The sequence below is a fragment of the Burkholderia sp. Bp9143 genome (genome assembly GCF_003853645.1).
Taxonomy (GTDB): Bacteria; Pseudomonadota; Gammaproteobacteria; order Burkholderiales; family Burkholderiaceae; genus Burkholderia.
This window is the reverse complement of sequence record NZ_QTPO01000024.1, coordinates 104,050-121,382: the sequence shown is the minus strand read 5'-3', so window position 1 is coordinate 121,382 and position 17,333 is coordinate 104,050. Positions and strand designations below refer to the sequence as shown.

10 protein-coding genes are annotated in these 17,333 nt (G+C 64.2%); all 10 read right to left on the bottom strand.

The features are described from left to right. Positions 1-186 precede the first annotated feature (186 nt). Positions 187-4,827: an RHS repeat-associated core domain-containing protein gene (locus DIE23_RS19605; RefSeq protein ID WP_409364241.1), complete on the bottom strand. Its 4,641-nt coding sequence runs from the start codon at positions 4,825-4,827 to the stop codon at positions 187-189. Between the two features lie 129 nt (positions 4,828-4,956). Continuing rightward, a complete protein-coding gene (locus DIE23_RS19600; protein WP_124613645.1) occupies positions 4,957-6,222 on the bottom strand; it encodes a hypothetical protein in 1,266 nt (421 codons plus the stop codon). A 15-nt stretch (positions 6,223-6,237) separates the two neighbouring features. After that, positions 6,238-8,442, bottom strand: a complete 2,205-nt coding sequence (gene tssI / locus DIE23_RS19595) for a type VI secretion system tip protein TssI/VgrG (RefSeq protein WP_124613644.1) — start codon at positions 8,440-8,442, stop codon at positions 6,238-6,240. Next, positions 8,439-11,105: a type VI secretion system ATPase TssH gene (gene tssH, locus DIE23_RS19590; protein ID WP_124613643.1), complete on the bottom strand. Its 2,667-nt coding sequence runs from the start codon at positions 11,103-11,105 to the stop codon at positions 8,439-8,441. Before tssH ends, tssI begins: the two co-directional genes overlap by 4 nt. Positions 11,106-11,117: 12 nt before the next feature. After that, the gene (gene tssG / locus DIE23_RS19585) at positions 11,118-12,242 is read right to left on the bottom strand and encodes a type VI secretion system baseplate subunit TssG (RefSeq protein ID WP_124613642.1); all 1,125 of its coding nucleotides are present in this window, start codon (positions 12,240-12,242) and stop codon (positions 11,118-11,120) included. Beyond that, positions 12,239-14,110, bottom strand: coding sequence for a type VI secretion system baseplate subunit TssF (gene tssF, locus DIE23_RS19580; protein WP_124613641.1), 1,872 nt, complete (start codon positions 14,108-14,110; stop codon positions 12,239-12,241). The genes tssG and tssF overlap by 4 nt, the downstream gene beginning before the upstream one ends. 4 nt (positions 14,111-14,114) lie before the next feature. Then, positions 14,115-14,663 carry a type VI secretion system baseplate subunit TssE gene (tssE, locus tag DIE23_RS19575; RefSeq protein WP_124613640.1) on the bottom strand — a complete coding sequence of 183 codons (549 nt, stop codon included), beginning with the start codon at positions 14,661-14,663 and terminating at the stop codon, positions 14,115-14,117. 16 nt (positions 14,664-14,679) lie between these two features. Further along, the gene (locus DIE23_RS19570) at positions 14,680-15,171 is read right to left on the bottom strand and encodes a type VI secretion system tube protein Hcp (RefSeq protein ID WP_057927224.1); all 492 of its coding nucleotides are present in this window, start codon (positions 15,169-15,171) and stop codon (positions 14,680-14,682) included. Between the two features lie 71 nt (positions 15,172-15,242). Beyond that, complete coding sequence (gene tssC / locus DIE23_RS19565) at positions 15,243-16,760, bottom strand: type VI secretion system contractile sheath large subunit (RefSeq protein ID WP_124613639.1); 1,518 nt, start codon at positions 16,758-16,760, stop codon at positions 15,243-15,245. Further along, on the bottom strand, positions 16,753-17,307 hold the full coding sequence (gene tssB, locus DIE23_RS19560) for a type VI secretion system contractile sheath small subunit (protein ID WP_124613638.1): 555 nt from the start codon (positions 17,305-17,307) through the stop codon (positions 16,753-16,755). Before tssB ends, tssC begins: the two co-directional genes overlap by 8 nt. Between the last annotated feature and the right edge of the window lie 26 nt (positions 17,308-17,333).

The following is a 17,333-nucleotide window of genomic DNA, read 5'->3' as shown; positions in this document are numbered from 1 at the left end:
AGGGCATTCAATCACGTGGGTCAAAATTCGATGAAAATTTTCAGCTCTAGTGGGTCAGTTCTGTGCGGACATCAACAAGCTAGCACGCAACGGCTGTAAACATACTAGCTAGGTTGATAATTCACGTTATGTCAAATTCAATATGAGACATTCACCCTGAGCCATAAGCCGATTTGCGCCGCGGATTCAGGATCCCTTGGGCAGGAAATCATCGAGCGTCGTTTTCTGCCACAAAAATGGAGTCTGACGAAAGGCCTTGAAAACCTTTTTGTTGCTCATCCCACGAATAGATGCCGTTCCATGAGGAACGAAGTACCAAACCTCTTTGAGACCTTTTGCATCATCGTCGCTCTCAGCCTGATTCTTGATTGTGGCGCGGCACGGTTGTACCGGCGCCATGCCTCGCTTTCGGTTCTTGGACTTTGCCACTCTGTCCCAATAGGCTGTATCGCATGGCTGCAGTTCAGTCCAAAGAACCTTCACGGCTTCGCCGTGTTTTTCTAGTAGGCGGCGTTCAGGGTGGCCATCCGAGTCTCCGCCATGCAGGACGTCGAAAGTTCCATCATGCAGTTGTACCGCGGCGATATTTCCGCTACCGCTTTTGAGCGTCGGATGCTTTGCCAAATACTGTTTAAGCGCACCGCGCACCCCCTTCTGGGTCTTGGGATCGGAGTGGCCGAAGTAATGGGGAGATGGAAGTATCGGCGCGCCAGAGAGCCCGGATGGATCGGACCAGCTCAGTCCATTCGGTGCATATGAGTAGAGGTTTACGCCACCGAGGAGCCGTATCGGATCAGGGCTCAAAAATTGAGCTATCGCAGGATCGAAATAACGGTGTCGGTTATAGTGCAGTCCCGTTTCCCAATCCATGTATTGACCATAAAACCTCAGCGGTTGCTCAACTTCTGTATGCGTCCTTGTTGGGTTGGCTTTTCCCCATGCGTCATAATAGCTTTCCCAGACGACCTTACCCGACAGGTCGGTTAACCGCGTCGGCGCGCCGTTGAGATCTGCGTGGAAGATGTAAAGATTCTCCGACTCCGGTATTGACGCGGCTAATGGCGTAGCTGGTTGCCCATGATCCGTGTCGGGCACTTGCGACATTCGGGATTGACGCCGGCGTATTCCAAGCAATGGCCGGACGGTCCCCGGATAGTAGATGAATTCGCAGGCGTGGTCATACTCACTGGTTGAAATCGGTCCAGGGGTTGGAACTGTCGAGCCAGTCAGTAACGTTCTGGTCCGTCCGTCGACATGCGTAACTTCCTCGACCAAGGCGTCACCTTCCCAAAAAAATTTCGAGACGTGCGTCTCGCGCGTTCTCTCAGCAGGAATGCCGTATTCAACTTGCGTAATCTTCCGGGTGCGCCGATGAAACACGTCATACTCATAGCGGGTGTGAACGTGCGTAGCCTCAGCTTCCGATTCGGTAGCCGGAAGAATCACGGAAGTTTCGATCAGAAGTCCTTCACCGTCCCAGCGCAGCAATAGATCCTGCTGAGCGCTCTGCTTGCGCAGCAGATTGCCGACACGGTCGAACGTATAGCGAGAACCCTCGTGGTCGCCGTCACGCGACCATGGATGCGTGCGGACTTCGCGATCAAGCGCACTGCTTCCCGATGAAATCCGCGTTTTCAGCAGATAGCCCGCTTCGTCATACAGGAATCGGTGAAGGTTGGCTGTAGGGTCGAGATGGCTGGCGAGTCTCCCCACTGGATCGTACGCGAAACGCTCAATGCCAAATCGCGTGTCACGCTTCTCGATTAATTCGCCGTTTGCATCGTAGGCGTACTCCGCGGCAAACAACAAAGAGGTGTTGGAGAGAACCATTTGTCGAGCCAACTGCCCGTTCGGCGTGTATATGAATTCTCGCCGTAATTTTTTACCGAAGTGCTCGACGCAAACTCGTCCGAGCGCGTCGCGCTCGAGTTTGATCGGGTCAGCGTCGTCGACTTGAATGGATGCGGGAGTGCCAGCCGCATCGTAACCATAGCGCACGGTATGTTCGATCACATTTCCGTTTCTTTGGATTCGAGTACACCGCTCGATGCGCTGACTGCTAGCATCATAAGAATAAGTGATTTTGAATTCGTTGCCCTGCCGCTCTTCAATCAGTCGGCCATCGCCGTCGTAGCACAGCTCGATCTGGCTGTCAGGATTTGTGGCAGCGATCAGTTGCCCTCGGCGATCATACGAGAACGTTTCAGTCCGAACTCCGCCGGGTTGCCTGGGATCCGGCACCTGTTTTTGCACGACACGCCCTAGCGCATCCGCTATGTAAGTAACCTGCTGCCCCAAGGCGTTGATGCTGCACTTCAACTCGCCTCGCGGGCCGTATTCGTAACGATGCGATTGCCCCCAGTAATCGATTTCCTCGACAATGCGGCCCAACTCGTCGCGTCTGATCCGGTAGAGATCTCCGCATTCATTGACTACGCCGATCAACTGCTCCTCGGTATCGTAGTGGTATTCGACAGATTTTCCATCGGCCTCAAGCCGTTTGCTGATCTGCCCCAGTGCCGAATATGAGAGCTGGATTAGATTGCCAGCCGGATCTTGGTATCGAACCAGATTACCGTCCGCGTCGTACGTATAGTGAGCGTCTCGTTCCCCAGGATCGATCGAACGCGTCAGATTGCCATTACGGTCGTATTCGTAGCGGCTAATCTGGCCGAGTGCGTTGATGACCTGGAGCAGATTTCCGAGTGTGTCATGCGTGTACTGCGTGCGCTGTCCGAACGTATCGACCAACGCTGCCAAATTGCCATTTCGGTCGTATTCAAACTCCGTAACAGCACCATATGGTCCCTTGCTTGAAGTAAGTTGACCGTACTTGTCGTATTCGTAACGCGTACTACTTTGCGATGGTGCAGACTGAGCAAGCAGGTTCCCCCGGTCATCCCACATGCAGTGCCACTGCCCACCGCCTGGTTCGGTTACTCGTATCGGTTTATGCGCGGCGTCGTATTCCATGGCTACCCTGCCACCGTCCGGCAGCGTCAGTGTAAGTAGATTGCCGAAGGCGTCGTATTCCCACGAGAGGGTATGTCCTGCCGGATCGGTTTCCGAGGTGGTGCGTGACTGGGCGTCATACCCGTAGGTCGTCACACCGCCGAGCGGATCGGTCTGGGCAACGGGCAGCCCGCGTTCGTTGGATTGCAGAAGTGTCGCGTGTCCTAGCGAGTCGATGATTCTGGTTTCGCCGTGTATTGAGTTGTAGGCGAAACGATAGTCAAGCAGCCCGTTGTCTCCCCAAGCGCGGACAACGCGCCAGAGATCGCCGTCGTGCCTTTGGTAGTCGTAGCGGAACGTCACACCACGAGCACTGGTATGACGCAGTATCCGGTGATCGCTGTCATAGCTGAAATAATGAGGTTGCATCATCGCATCGACGGCCGCGATCAGGCTCCGGGTATTGTCGTGCTCGTATTTCACGAGCAAATGTGCACTCTCGGTGTGGTCGATCAGCGTTAGTGTGACAAGCAGGTCAGAAGATGCCCCGCTCCCATTTGCACATTCGATGACGCGTCCCGTCGCCGTACCACTTCGGTATTCGACTATGCGCGTGACAATGTGATTCGGTCGGCGCTCGAACCCCCATGCGTTGCCATTGCGGTCAGCTATGTCACTCACAAACAATGGCGATGTGGTGCCATCCTCAGGAATACAGAATGAAGCTTCCCATGGTTGCGCTAACTCGAACACGTATTCAAGGTCCGCTAGCGTTCGCAAAATCACACGATCGTTGAGCCGGTACAGTGCGTACCCATGCTGCCAGTCATAGACGCGACCTGACCAACCATTGCCGTCCGGTATCGCGTCGAATGCCGTCACATGATCGGGAAAATAAGCGACCACACCGAATCCTTGCTCATGAGGAACTACAAGCAGCCGGATATCGGCAGGTGTTTGCCAGCCGACGCCGACCGCTCCGGCACAACCGACGTGGCTGGTGTAGCAACGTTCCCATACGAGAGGCAAACGGCCGGGTACTGTGAAGTCTTGTTGCTGTAGCACGGCGTCGCCCGTGATCGCATCCACCGGCTCCGCATGCAACACCTTGCACCGCAAGAACCCCGACTTCAAATTCAACTTGTCCGCCAGCGACTTCGCCCACTTGGATCCCCGAAACGCCTTGAACAACCCCTTCGCCGCCGCAGCCATATTCATGATCGGCGGCCCACCCACCAACACCGGCCTTCCAGCCGGAATCGGCAACATCACCGAACTCGGCATCGACGGATAAGTCCGATCCGTATGCGCGCTGTTATGCGGAGGCGGCTCCATCCCAATCGACCAGCAACTCAACGCCTCAAGCGCCATGTAAGACATCGGATCGTTGTTGGCGAGCACCGTCTTGCTGCCCATGAACGATTCCCCGTCGTTCGACGGTTCAACCTCCTCTGGCGGCGGTGCAAACGATTCACCAAGAGGAAAATGCAACCCGGGAACGTGATACGCATGCGTCCCTGCCGTGGCCCGCATCATCCCATTCACAAAAATCGGCCTGCCGCTACTTCCCCCCGATCCGACGTTCGAACCAAGATCATCACTTATGCGGCTCTTGATCTTGTTGGCCTCTTTCGCCAGCCGCATCCCCTCCGCGACGTTGGGATCGCCCTTGAAGTCCGGCAGCTTGCCGCCACCCATCAAGTCGTTGAGCTGTTTGTTGACCTGCTGGTTTGCCTCATCGGCCAGATGTGCCAGCTTCGTCACATCTTCGGGATGTTCTTCGATGTATTCGGTCACCTTCTCCTGCACGATCATCATTGCAATGCAGCCGACCACGGCCTTTGCGGCCTGGATGTACTCGCGCTTATCGAGCATGACCCCGACATGAGGATGCGGCAGGAACACAGGTGGCGTACCCGGCGTGACCAGCACCGAATGAACGTCCACGCCAACAACCGGATCGAGATGCTTGACGGCTGGAAGTGCCACGGTTTCGGCCTCCGCTCAGCGCCCGCCGCGCAACGCAGCGACCTTCTCGCTCAACGCGTTGCGTCGCCGGTCCTGTACACCCAGTTGCGACACCATCCACTCGACAACCATCGGCAAATTACTGTTCGCCCGCATCGGCTCATCGATCATCAACCCCGCGTCGAGCGCATTGAACCCGGCCTCCAGCGCATGTTCGCGCTCCCCTGCCCGCTCCCAGCACACGGCGCTCATCCGCCACGCCTCGACCGTCATCAACCCGTCCTTCGCGGCCGTAGTCGACGCCGTCGCACGCTCGTAGCAATAAGCCGAGTGCGCATAGTCCTTGTGCGTCAGATGCACGCTCGCCTCGCCGAACAACCCGTTAGCTACGAGCTTGTGCCCTGCCGGATGCCCTGCCTCGACCGCGCGCATGCCGCTGCTGGCGGCGCTCCGGTAAGCCTCGATCGCCCGCTCCCGATCGCACCACTTCAGATAGGCGGCCCCCGCAATCAGGTGCACGACAACGCATTGATCGAACCACTGCTCGCGCTCCGCGACCTTCAGTGCCGCTGCACGCAATTCCTCCAACCGAGAAGGATTACCGCCTTCGATCATCTCGGTCAACATCACGAAATGCCGTCGAAACTCACCGCTCGGCCCGCGCTCACCCGATTCTGCCAGCAGTTCGCGCGGCACGCTCGCCATCGAATACTTGCCATGCACGACGCGCACCGCGGCCCGATGCCGTTGCATCAACGCAGCAAACGGCGCGATATCGATACGCGGTACGACAAAGCGCACACGCTCGGCAAGCTGCGGCGCGACCGCAATGATCGACAGCAAGTCATCAATCCAGCGCACCCATGCTGCGTCATCCCGCACTTTCACCGGCTCCAGCACGAATATCATTGCCGGAAAAATATCCGGATGGTGCTGCATCAAGCTGTCGACAACCGTGAACAGATACAGCAAGGGATTCTTGCCATCGTCGTACGGCGCCTGCCAGTCGGCACGCACGCCCTGAACATTGGATGCCTCTCGCCGGCTGTCGTAGAACGCGATGAGCTCATCCGCCAACGCCGTCGCATAACCGGCTTCATTGACGAACGACGCCCGCATGGTCCTGACCGCGCACGACGTTTCGTCCTGGACCTGGAAATACAGCCGGACGAGCTCCGCATCCGTCTCGTCGGTCTGCCAGATCATCAATCGCGCATCCTGCTCTTTCGCGAAACTCATCCAGTCCGAATGCGCATCCATGAACCTGCGCTCCACCGGATTGGTCGGCTGCCAGTTCTGCATTCGTGCGGGCCTCCGTCACGGATTCAGTTTCAGTACGGCGCCTTCGACCGTGTGCTCGGCGGTCGCCGACGACGTCACTGTCTTGCCGTTTACGCTGTGGCTGTTCGTGCCGGTCGATGTGACGTTGACACCCTGGATCGTGATCGTGCCGTCGCTCTTCATCACGATGCTCGAATTCCCGCAGACGAGCGAAAGCTGATCCCCGGCGTTGACGGTCACCTGATGCTGCACGTTCGTCGTATGGTTCGCCCCGACGTTGACGGTGTGTTCGCCGCCGACCGTGTGCGTATGGGCTTTGGCGATCGTCGACGTTCGCGTGCCGATCTCCTCGGTATGCGCCGACGCAACCAATGTCTTCATGTCCTGCGACGTCGTCTGATACATCTGTCCGACGTTCAGCGTCTTGCCTTCGCCGATCGTTTCCGTCTTGCCATGCGTGACCGATTCCGTGTGGCTGCCGCCGATCGTCGCCTCACGATCCGACGCGATCGTCACGGTCTCTTTCTTCCCGACCGTTCGCGTCCGATTCCCACCAACCCCATGCGTCTCATCCACCCCGATCTGCGCGACCCGGTTCTTCCCGATATTCACCGTCTCGTCCTGCCCGACGCTTCTTTGCCGGTTGTTCTTCACCTGCATCGTTTCGTCGTTCCCGACTGTATGCGTATGGTTGTTCCCGACAGAAAGCGTGTGATCGGCCTCCGTCTCCGCATCGAAATTCCGCTCCGCATGCATCCACAGCTGCTCGGCGCCCTTCTTGTCCTCAAACCGGAACGCATTGGCATGGTCAGTCGTCCCGCCTGGCGACGACCTTGACAGCAGCCCGCTTTGCGTCGCACTCCCCGGCAGCCCCCACGGCGGCATCTTTTCGCCGTTGAAAACCCGTCCGGTGACGATCGGCTCGTCCGGATCGCCGTTCAGGAAATCGACGACGACCTCGTCGCCTACCCGTGGAATTTGCACGCCCCCGAACCCACCGCCAGCCCAAGGACTCGACACCCGAACCCAGCACGACGAATCCTGGTTGCTCTGCCCGTATCGATCCCACCGGAACTGCAGCTTCACGCGCCCATACTGGTCGGTCCATATCTCCTCGCCGGGCGGCCCGACGACGGTGGCGGTCTGCGGCCCATTGGTCCGCGGCCGCGGCGTGTCGCGCGGCGACCGGTAAGGCAGGCTCGACGGCTGCACGAGCATCATCGTCTGATGCACGACGGCCTCCGCGCCCTGATCGCTCGCGTAAGCGTTCTCCTGAAAGCGGTACTGGCACCGCACGATCAAATATTCGCGATTCTGGTCAGCACGCGGGCAATGCTCGAGCGTGAACAGATACCCAGGCGCGGCACCGCGCACGTCCGTCTCGGCACTCGCCCGCTCATGCTCGGCCTGCTGTTCCTCGAGCCTTACACGGCTGTAATGCGCACCCGGCGCATCGTCGCGATACCCCCCCGGCCATTCGAACGACGCGAAGCTGTCGTGATCGTGGCCGCGCGGATCGATCTTCTGCGATGAAAGATCGGCGCGCGGCTTCGTATAGTCGTAGTCGGTGGTCTGATGCTTGCCGACGCTGACCTCCTGCGCGGGCAGCCAGCCGTCGATATGCTCCTCGTCGGCGATCGCGGTTCGATCCGGCGCGATGTACGGGATCGTTTCGTAACCGGGCAACGCGACGTGCGACGACATCGCATCGCACAGCACGAGCGTGTGACTGTCGGCCGCGTGCCGGAAATAGAAATAGATGCCCTCGAATTCCATCAGCCTCGACACGAACGCCGTATCGGTCTCGTTGTACTGCACGCAGTACTGGCGCGGCACATAGGATTCGGCCAGCTTGTTCTCGATCGGAAAACCATACGGCGCCAGCACCTCCTGCACGATGTCGGGCACGGTGCGGTTCTGGAAGATCCGGCAGTCCGAGCGGCGCGTCGCGAGCCACAGCCACGGCCGCACGACGAGCTCGTAACCGTAGTGCCGCTCGGCGCGCCGGCCGGCCAGCGTCGCGCGCGCGACGATCCCGTTCAGGTAGCGCGTCGAACGATCCTGCTGCTCGATCCGCACGGTCACGGGCTTGCCGAGCATGTCCTTCAGCGACAGGCTGTGGCTGTCCGCCAGCGCCTCGATCCGGAATTCGAACAGGCGGCCGAGTTCGTCGCTGCCGTCGAGCGTGTGGAACTTCAGGTCGTCGCCGTGCGGGCTGTCGAGTGTGAATACGCGATTCACGTCGTTCCCTCCTCGTCGAACCGGTAAGCGAACTCGCCGCCGGCCGCGCTCACCTCGATCGACGCCAGCGCGCGGCCTTCGAGCGTGGCCTCGAGGATCGCGCGGCCGATCCGCGGCATCACGGTATGCGTGAGGATCGCGTCGACCATCCGGCCACCGGATTCGATGGTCCGGCAGCGCTCGACGATCAGCGCGGTCGCCGCGTCGGTGCAGCGGAGCCGAATCCCGTGATGCAGGTCGATCCGCTTCTCGAAGCGCCGCAACTGCAGTTCGACGATGCGCGCGAGCGTCGCATCGGTCAGCGGGTAGTACGGCACGACGGTCAGCCGGCCGAGCAGCGCGGCAGGGAACACGTCGAGCAGCGGCGCGCGCAGCGCGTCGGCGAGTGTCTGCATGTCGGGCAGATGGTCGGGATCGCGACACAGCTGCATCACGCGATCGGCGCCGACGTTCGAGGTCAGCAGGATCACCGTATGCCGGAAATCGATGTCGCGCCCTTCGCCATCCTCCATCCAGCCCTTGTCGAACACCTGGAAGAAAATCTCGTGCACGTCGCGATGCGCCTTCTCGATCTCGTCGAGCAGCAGGACGCTGTACGGCCGCCGGCGCACGGCCTCGGTGAGCACCCCGCCCTGTCCGTAGCCGACGTACCCGGGCGGCGCGCCCTTCAGCGTCGATACCGTGTGCGCCTCCTGGAACTCGCTCATGTTGATCGTGATCGCGTTGCGCTCGCCGCCGTACAGGGTGTCGGCCAGGGCGAGCGCGGTCTCGGTCTTGCCGACACCGGACGGCCCGCATAGCAGGAACACGCCGTGCGGCTTGGTCGGATCGTCGAGCTTCGCGCGCGCGGTCTGAATCCGTTCGGCGATCAGCTCGACCGCATGGCGCTGGCCGACGACGCGCTCGCCGAGCGTTTCGGCAAGCTTCAGCACGGCCTGCGTCTCGTCGCGCACCATCCGGCCGAGCGGGATACCGGTCCAGTCGGCGACGACGGCGGCGACCGCATGCGTGTCGACGGCGGGCAGCACGATCGGTGCATCGCCCTGCATCTCGGCCAGCGCCTGCTGCGCGGCGGCCAGACGCGCCTGAATGTCGGCGCGTGCGGCGGCGGTGATCTCATGCGACGGCGCCTCGTCGAGGAGCGCGGCGCGCGACTCGACGATCGCTGTCAACGCATCGCGCTCGGCCTGCCAGCGCGTGTCGAGCCGATCGAGTTCTGTCCGCACGGCGGCAAGCTCGGCATCGATCGCGTCGCGTCGCGCGGTGTCGCCGCTGCCGAGCGCACACTCGCGCCCGACCCGTTCGCGCTCGACGCGCAAGCTGTCGATGCGTCGGCGCGCGTCCTCGATCGGCGCCGGCACCGCGTGCTGGCTGACGGCGACGCGCGCGCAAGCCGTATCGAGCAGGCTGATCGCCTTGTCCGGCAGCTGCCGCGCGGGGATATACCGGTGCGACAACGTCACGGCGGCCTGCAGCGCGTCGTCGAGCACCAGCACGCGATGGTGCGCTTCGAGCTTCGCGGCGAGGCCGCGCAGCATCGTCACGGCGGCCGCCTCCTCGGGCTCGAGCACGTGCACGAGCTGGAAGCGCCGCGTCAACGCGGGATCCATCTCGATGTACTGCTTGTACTCGGACCAGGTGGTCGCACCGATCGTGCGCAGCAGGCCGCGCGCGAGCGCGGGCTTCAACAGGTTCGCGGCATCACCGGTGCCGGCCGCCCCGCCCGCTCCGACGAGCGTATGGACTTCGTCGATGAACAGGATCGCCGGGCGCTCGGACGACATCGCTTCGTCGATCACGCCGCGCAGCCGGCTCTCGAACTCGCCCTTCACGCTCGCGCCGGCCTGCAGCAGCCCGATGTCGAGCAGGTACAGCGCGACGTCGCGCAGCGACGGCGGCACGTCGCCTGCGGCGATTCGCAGCGCGAAGCCTTCGGCCACGGCCGTCTTGCCGACACCGGCTTCGCCGACCAGCAGCGGGTTGTTCTGCCGGCGCCGCAGCAGGATGTCGACGATCTGGCGGATCTCCGCGTCGCGCCCGACGACGGGATCGATCTCGCCGACCCGCGCGCGGGCGGTCAGGTCGACGGCAAAGCGCGCCAGGGCCGAACCTTCCGCAGGCGGCACGCCGCGCATTGCGGCGCCGCCGGCACCCGAGCCCGCGTCGGGATGCGCGGCCGGTTGTGCCTCGGGCGAGCCGTCGACGATCGATACGAGTTCGTCGGCAAGCACGTCGGGCACGATGCGCTCGAACTCGCGTGCGATCGCGTACAGCACGTTGCGCAACTGCGGCGTCTTCAGGATCGCGAGCAGCAGGACCGCGCCGCGAATCCGCGTCGCGTCGTATTTCAAGGTGGCATAGACCCACGCGCGCTCGACCGCGTCGTCGATGTGCACCGACAGGTCCGACACCGATCCCGCGCCGCGCGGCAGCCGGTCGAGCGCGGCGACGAGCCCGCGTTCGATGGCGGCCTCGTCGATCTCGAACCGACGCAGCACGCGCTGCAGGTCGCCGTCGGGCCGCTGCAGGAGCTGCTTGAACCAGTGCGCGAGTTCGACGTACGGATTGCCGCGCAGCCGACAGAATCCGGTCGCCTGCTCGAGCGTCTCGTAGAGCAGCGGATTGAGCTTTCCGAACAGGTTGACGCGGCCGATATCGGACATGACGGTTCCCGTTTAGGCAGTTTCGCGATGAAGGGCGGCGCCGGGGCGCGGCGGGCCGCCACGACGCGCGTCGTAACGGACGACGAGATCGCGCGCGGGCCCCGCTTCGAGCCGCTGCCCGAGCCACGCGGTACGACCGAGGCCCTGCGGCGCGCCGAGCGCGATCGCCGGCACCGCGTCGGCCGCCAGTTCGAGCTGCACGTCCCAGTCGAACTCGATGCCGACGTACTCGCGCACCCAGTGCGCGAGCTGCCGCGCGTGCGGGCCGCCCGGCAGGAAGCGCCGGTACGCGTCGAGCGACAGCGGCCCGAGCACGATCCGGAAATGCGATTGCGCATCGCGCACCGCGATGCCGAGCGCGACGCCGCCGACGCGCAGGGTCGGCCGCGTCGCACGGATCACGCAGCGCTGCGAACGCTCGATCGCGACCCAGCGCGGCACATGCTCGACGATGCGTGCGTCGACACCGAAATGGCGCCGCAGGATCTCCACGAGCCCCTCCGGGTTGCGCGTGTGCCGGACGAGATGGCTCGCATGGAAATAAAGCGCATGCGGCGCGAGTGTGTCGGCGGCCGTGGGTCCGACATCGGCCCGCGCGGCCGGTCCGTCGCCATGCGCGGCGCGCCCGACCAGGCTCGCGACATACGCGTCGAACCGTGCGCGCCCGGGACGATCGAGGCTCACCGTCGGCTGCGCGTCGGCCCACGCCCGGTAGAACAGCAGGATCAGCCGGTGATGGAACAGGTCCGCGAACGCGGTGAAGGTCGGGTCGTCGTGCTGGGCCGCGCGCTCGTGCGCGTATTCGGTCAGGTGAGTCGGGAGCGGACCGTTCGGCCCGAACAACCCGAAGCCGTGGATCGCGATGCGCGGCCGCACGCCGCCGCCGTCCCCATCGTATGCGCCGGCCAGCATCGACGCCGCGAACGCGAGCGACGGCTGCTGCCCGAGCCGCACCGGTTCGTCGCGCGGCCGCGCGGCATGGCCGAGCGGCGCTCGGCCGGGCGACAGCGCATCGAGCCAGCGCAATGCCTGGAACAGGTCGTAGCCATGCGGCGCGGCGCGCAGCCGTGCCCACCACGCATCGCGGCGTGCGGCTTCGGTGGCCGGTTGAGCGCCGGGTGGCGTGCCGTGTTTCATATCGCGGGCCGCCTGCCGATGCGCGCCGGCCAGTGCGCGAGCGTGCCGCGCTGCGCGCTGGTCAGCACGCATTCGGCGAACGCGTTGATCGAGACGTGCCGCGCGAAGAACTGTTCGAGCACCGCGCCGAGCAGAAACGGGCTGTCGCCGGAGAACGCATGGTCGTCCACGGTCACGTCGACCTGCACGCCGCGCCCGAACATCAGCGGCCCGAGCGCCGGCAGCCGTCGGAACACCGGCGAGAACGCGACGCGCCGCACGCCGTCGATCTGCCGGCGCATCGCGGCATCGGCCGGGTCGGCGTGCAGGCCGAGCAGCTCGCGCAGCGCGTGCGCGCCCTCCTCGTCGTCGAGATCGGTCAGCGTCTGCCGGGCCAGCCCGAGATGGCGGATCAGTCGCCAGGCCGTCTGCGAGTCGGCGATCGGCGGGCGCGGCCGCGACGGGCCGCGAATCGCGACGACGCGCTCGACGGGCGCCGAGATGCGCAGCGTGAACGCGTTCGCCTCGCCCGGCGGCAGCAGCAGCGCGAGATCGCGGTTCGTGCACAGCGTGTCGACGGACAGGTAGCGCATCGTCTCGTCGTACGGCACGCACTGGCTGTCGACGAGCGACACGTAGGCTTCGCTGCCGACGTAGCCGGTGCGCGTGCCGTTCGCGCGTGCCTGCGCGGACACCAGCCGAGGCTCGCGCCGCACCGTGTAGTACGCGCCGTAGTTGCCGTCGTCGCTCGCGAACGACGCGTGAAACGGCCGGAATTCGCGCGACTGGCCGTCGTCGCGCTGCTCGCTCGCGAGCCGCTGCACCGCATAGATCTCGTGATCGAGCGGCCGGCTGCGGTCCACGACGACATGATGCTCGCGCGTGCCGGGCTGTAACCGGATGCGGTCGCCGCGGCGCGCGAACAGGTTCACGGCCGGCGTGCAGTTCAGCGCCAGATGCCGCGCATCGACGGCCGCCTCGAGCGCCGCATCGTGCCGGTCGAACAACACGGTCAGCTCGCATTCGTCGCCGGTGGCGCGCGCGAGCGCGGCGCGCAGCCCGCCGATGCTGAAGAACAGGAAGCGCGCCGGAAACGCGAAATACTCGCGCAACAGCCGGTACCCGTGGAAGCTGCGTCCGTCGTCGGGCAGGATGGCCTGCGCCGGGTCGAAACCCTCGTGGACGATCGTGTCGGCGTCGAGCGTGTGCAGCCAGCGCGGCGGTTGCCCGGGATCGTGGCAGACGACGCCGAGCGCATGCGCGGCGATCAGTTCGAGCAGGTGCAGCGCGTCGCGCTCGGGGCCCGCGAGATGAAAGGTCAGCCGCTCGAGCGGCAGTTGCGAGAGCTTGGCGCCGCCGCGCGCCTTCAGCCGGATGCGTAGCGCGCCGCGCACGTCCTGGCGCGCCGGTACGGCCCCACGCGGCAGCCACGACGGCGCGCCGGTGACGGCAGCGTCGGTCAGTTCGAGCGGCCACAGCGTCAGGTCGTGCGCGGTGCGGAATTCGCACGCGGTCTGCTCGGACGCGGCCGGCCGCGCGCGCAGCGCGGTGCCGGCCGGCAACCGCCAGCCCTGTGCGAGGCTGCCTTCGTTCAGCATCGGCGCGAACCGCACGATCGCCATCGACGGCAACGGCGCGAGATAGCCCGGATACACGGCATCGAGCAGCGCCTGCGTGAAGCGCGGAAACTCGGCGTCCATCTTCAGCTGCACCCGCGCGGTGAGGAAGCTGAAGCCTTCGAGCAATCGTTCGACGTACGGATCGGGCGGCCCCGATTCGTGCAGCCGCAACCGTGCGGCGACCTTCGGGAACTGCTGCGCGAATTCGTCGCCGAGTTCACGCAGGTACGCGAGTTCGCGGTTGTAGTAGTCGAGCAGGCGCGTATCCATCGTGTCAGTTTCCCGCTGACGATTGCAGCGACATCGCGCCCGTCTCGAGATCGAGGTCGGAGCGCAGCACGAATTCCAGCGGATGCGGGATCGACCACAGCGTGCCGCGGATCTCGAACAGCAGCACGTTGTGACGCCGTTCGCCGGCGTGTCCGTCCGATGCATCGGCGATGCTGCGGACCTCGACGCTGTCGGGCGCGATGCGCGGCTCGAAGCGGACGATCGCGTCGCGGATCGACGCCTCGACCGACATCCGCTCGACGCCCGACATCGGCTTGCCGACGAGCGGCCGCATCCCGTAGTTGAGCACCGATGCCTGCGCGTGCTCGAACGCGGCCCAGTCGACGAAGCCGTCCTCGGCGTTGCGCGTATTGAGCAGCCAAGCGAGATCGCGCAGCACGGCCGCGCGCAGGCGCTCGGCACCGATCCATTGCGTGCCGGGCAAATCGGTCGTGCGCTGCGGCGCGTCGTCGGTCAGCCGGTCGAGCAGCGCCGGTTGCAGCCGGTCGCGCATGCCGCCGTACCGGCCATCGCGGGCTTTCGGGTCGTCCATCGTCATCGGTCCGCGGTCACATCTCGGTGTTTTCCTTGATGTTCCAGCCGACCGACACCTCGGCGCCCTTGCCGCCGTTGTCGTTCTGCTGCCAGTACTGCTTCTTCACTTTCGCGGCCTGGAAGCCATAGTGCATCATCAACCGGTCGGCCGCGTCGCCGGGATCGATGCCCGCGACCTGCGCGGACGTGACGAGCACTTCCTGCAGCGTCACGCGCATGAACTCGATCTGCGAGCCGCCGGTCTTGCACGCGGAGATCTCGACCTTCGGCAAGTGCTTGCCGCTCGCGCAGTTCTTGATGATCGCGGGCGCGCCCTTGTCCATGTACGCCGCCACGACGAGATCGTTGAAGCTCGCCTTGCCCGCATTGCCGCCGCTACCGCTCGCCATCGCGCCCGGCTGGCTCGCGCCCCACGTGAACGATTCGATGTCGGTCCAGCCCTTGTGCTGCGCGTCCGCCGATTCGCCGGTCACGCCGTCCACCTTCATAAACATTGCCACGCCCATTGCCGTCTCCGTTTCGGTGCGAAATCAGGTTGAATGCCGGGTTGAATGCAGTATTGACTGCCCCTTGCCGCTCACTCGTTCGCCGCCTTCGCGGACGGCAGCCGCGAGATGAGCCGCAGCGACACGGTGAGCCCTTCGAGCTGGTAGTGCGGCCGCAGGAAGAACTTCGACGTGTAGTAGCCGGGGTTGTCCTCGACCTCGTCGACGACCACCTGTGCGGCCGCCAGCGGCTTGCGCGCCTTGGTTTCCTGCGACGAGTTCACGGGGTCGCCGTCGACGTAGTTCATGATCCAGTCGTTGAGCCAGCGTTCCATGTCGTCGCGTTCGCGGAACGAGCCGATCTTGTCGCGCACGATGCACTTCAGGTAGTGCGCGAACCGGCAGCAGGCGAACAGGTAAGGCAGGCGGCCGGACAGCCGCGCGTTCGCGGTCGCGTCGGGGTCGTGATACTCGGCCGGCTGGTACAGCGACTGCGCGCCGATGAACGCCGCGAAATCCGAGTTCTTCCGGTGTACGAACGGCATGAAGCCGTTCTTCGCGAGCTCGGCCTCGCGGCGGTCGCTGATCGCGATCTCGGTCGGGCATTTCTGGTCGACGCCGCCGTCGTCGGTCGGGAACGTGTGGCTTGGCAGCCCTTCGACCGCCCCGCCCGACTCGACGCCGCGGATCGACGAGCACCAGCCGAACTGCTTGAACGAGCGGTTGATGTTGGCGGCCATCGCGTAAGCCGAATTCGCCCACGTGTAGCGGTCGTGATTCGCGGCGTCGGTATCTTCCTCGAAGTCGAATTCGTCGACCGGGTTGGTGCGTGCGCCATACGGCAGCCGCGCGAGAAAACGCGGCATCGCGAGGCCGACGTAGCGGGAATCCTCCGACTGCCGCAGGCTGCGCCACGCCGCGTATTCGGTGTTCTGGAAGATCTTGGTCAGGTCGCGCGGGTTCGACAGCTCCTGCCACGAATCCATCTGCATCAGCTCCGGCGACGCGCCCGCGATGAACGGCGCGTGCGCGGCCGCCGCGATCTTCGACAGCTCGCCGAGCATCTCGACATCCGGCGGGCTGTGATTGAAGTAGAAGTCGCCGACGAGGCAGCCGAACGGCTCGCCGCCGAACTGCCCGTATTCCTCCTCGTAGATCTTGCGGAACAGCGGGCTCTGGTCCCACGCGACGCCCTTGTAGCGCTTGAGCATCCGCCCGACCTCGTTGCGCGATGCCGGCAAGGCCTTGATCTTCAGCAACTCGTCGGTCTCGGTGTGCGTGACGAGGTAATGCAGGCCGCGCCACGCGCCTTCGAGCGTCTGGAAGTCGTCGTGATGCAGGATCTGGTTGATCTGCTCGGACAGCTTCCGGTCGATCTCCGCGATGATCTGCTTCACGCTGCCGTAGGCGTCGGTCGTCATGCCGACCGTATGTTCGAGCGCCTGCTGTGCGAGCGTGCGCACCGCGCGCTCGACCGACTCGCGCGCCTCGGCCGTCTTCGGCTTGAACTCCTTCTGCAGCAGCGCGGCGAACTCGCCGGGCGCGGCTGCCGGTTGCGTGGCAGAGCGTGCGTCGCGGGTATCGGCGCGGGAATGGACAGGGTCATTCATCGCGGGCCTCCGGTTGGGTCGCGTCGCCGTCCCGCGCGTCCGCGCGCGGCTCGCGCACGAGCGTCTTGAGCAGATCGGGATCGTTGATCGCACGCTCGATCAGTTGTTCGGCGCCGTGCTTGCCGTCCATGTACGACAGCAGGTTCGACAGCTCGGTGCGCGCATCCAGCAGCCGGCGCAGCGCGTCGACGTTGCGCGCGATCGCCGCCGGCGAGAAATCGTCGATCTGCTCGAACGTCATGTCGACGCTGAGCATCCCTTCGCCGGTCAGCGTGTTCGGCACCTGGAACGCGACGCGCGGCGCGACCGACTTCATCCGCTCGTCGAAGTTGTCGACGTCGATCTCGAGGAACTTGCGCTCCGGCAGGTCCGGCAGCGGTTCGGCGCGCTTGCCGGCCAGGTCCGCGATGACGCCCATCACGAACGGCAACTGCACCTTGCGCTCGGCGCCATAGGTCTCGACGTCGTACTCGATCTGCACGCGCGGCGCCCGATTGCGCGCGATGAACTTCTGTCCGCTGCCTGCCGCCTTGGTTCTGTCCGTCATCGTCCGCTCCTTCACATCGATCAGAT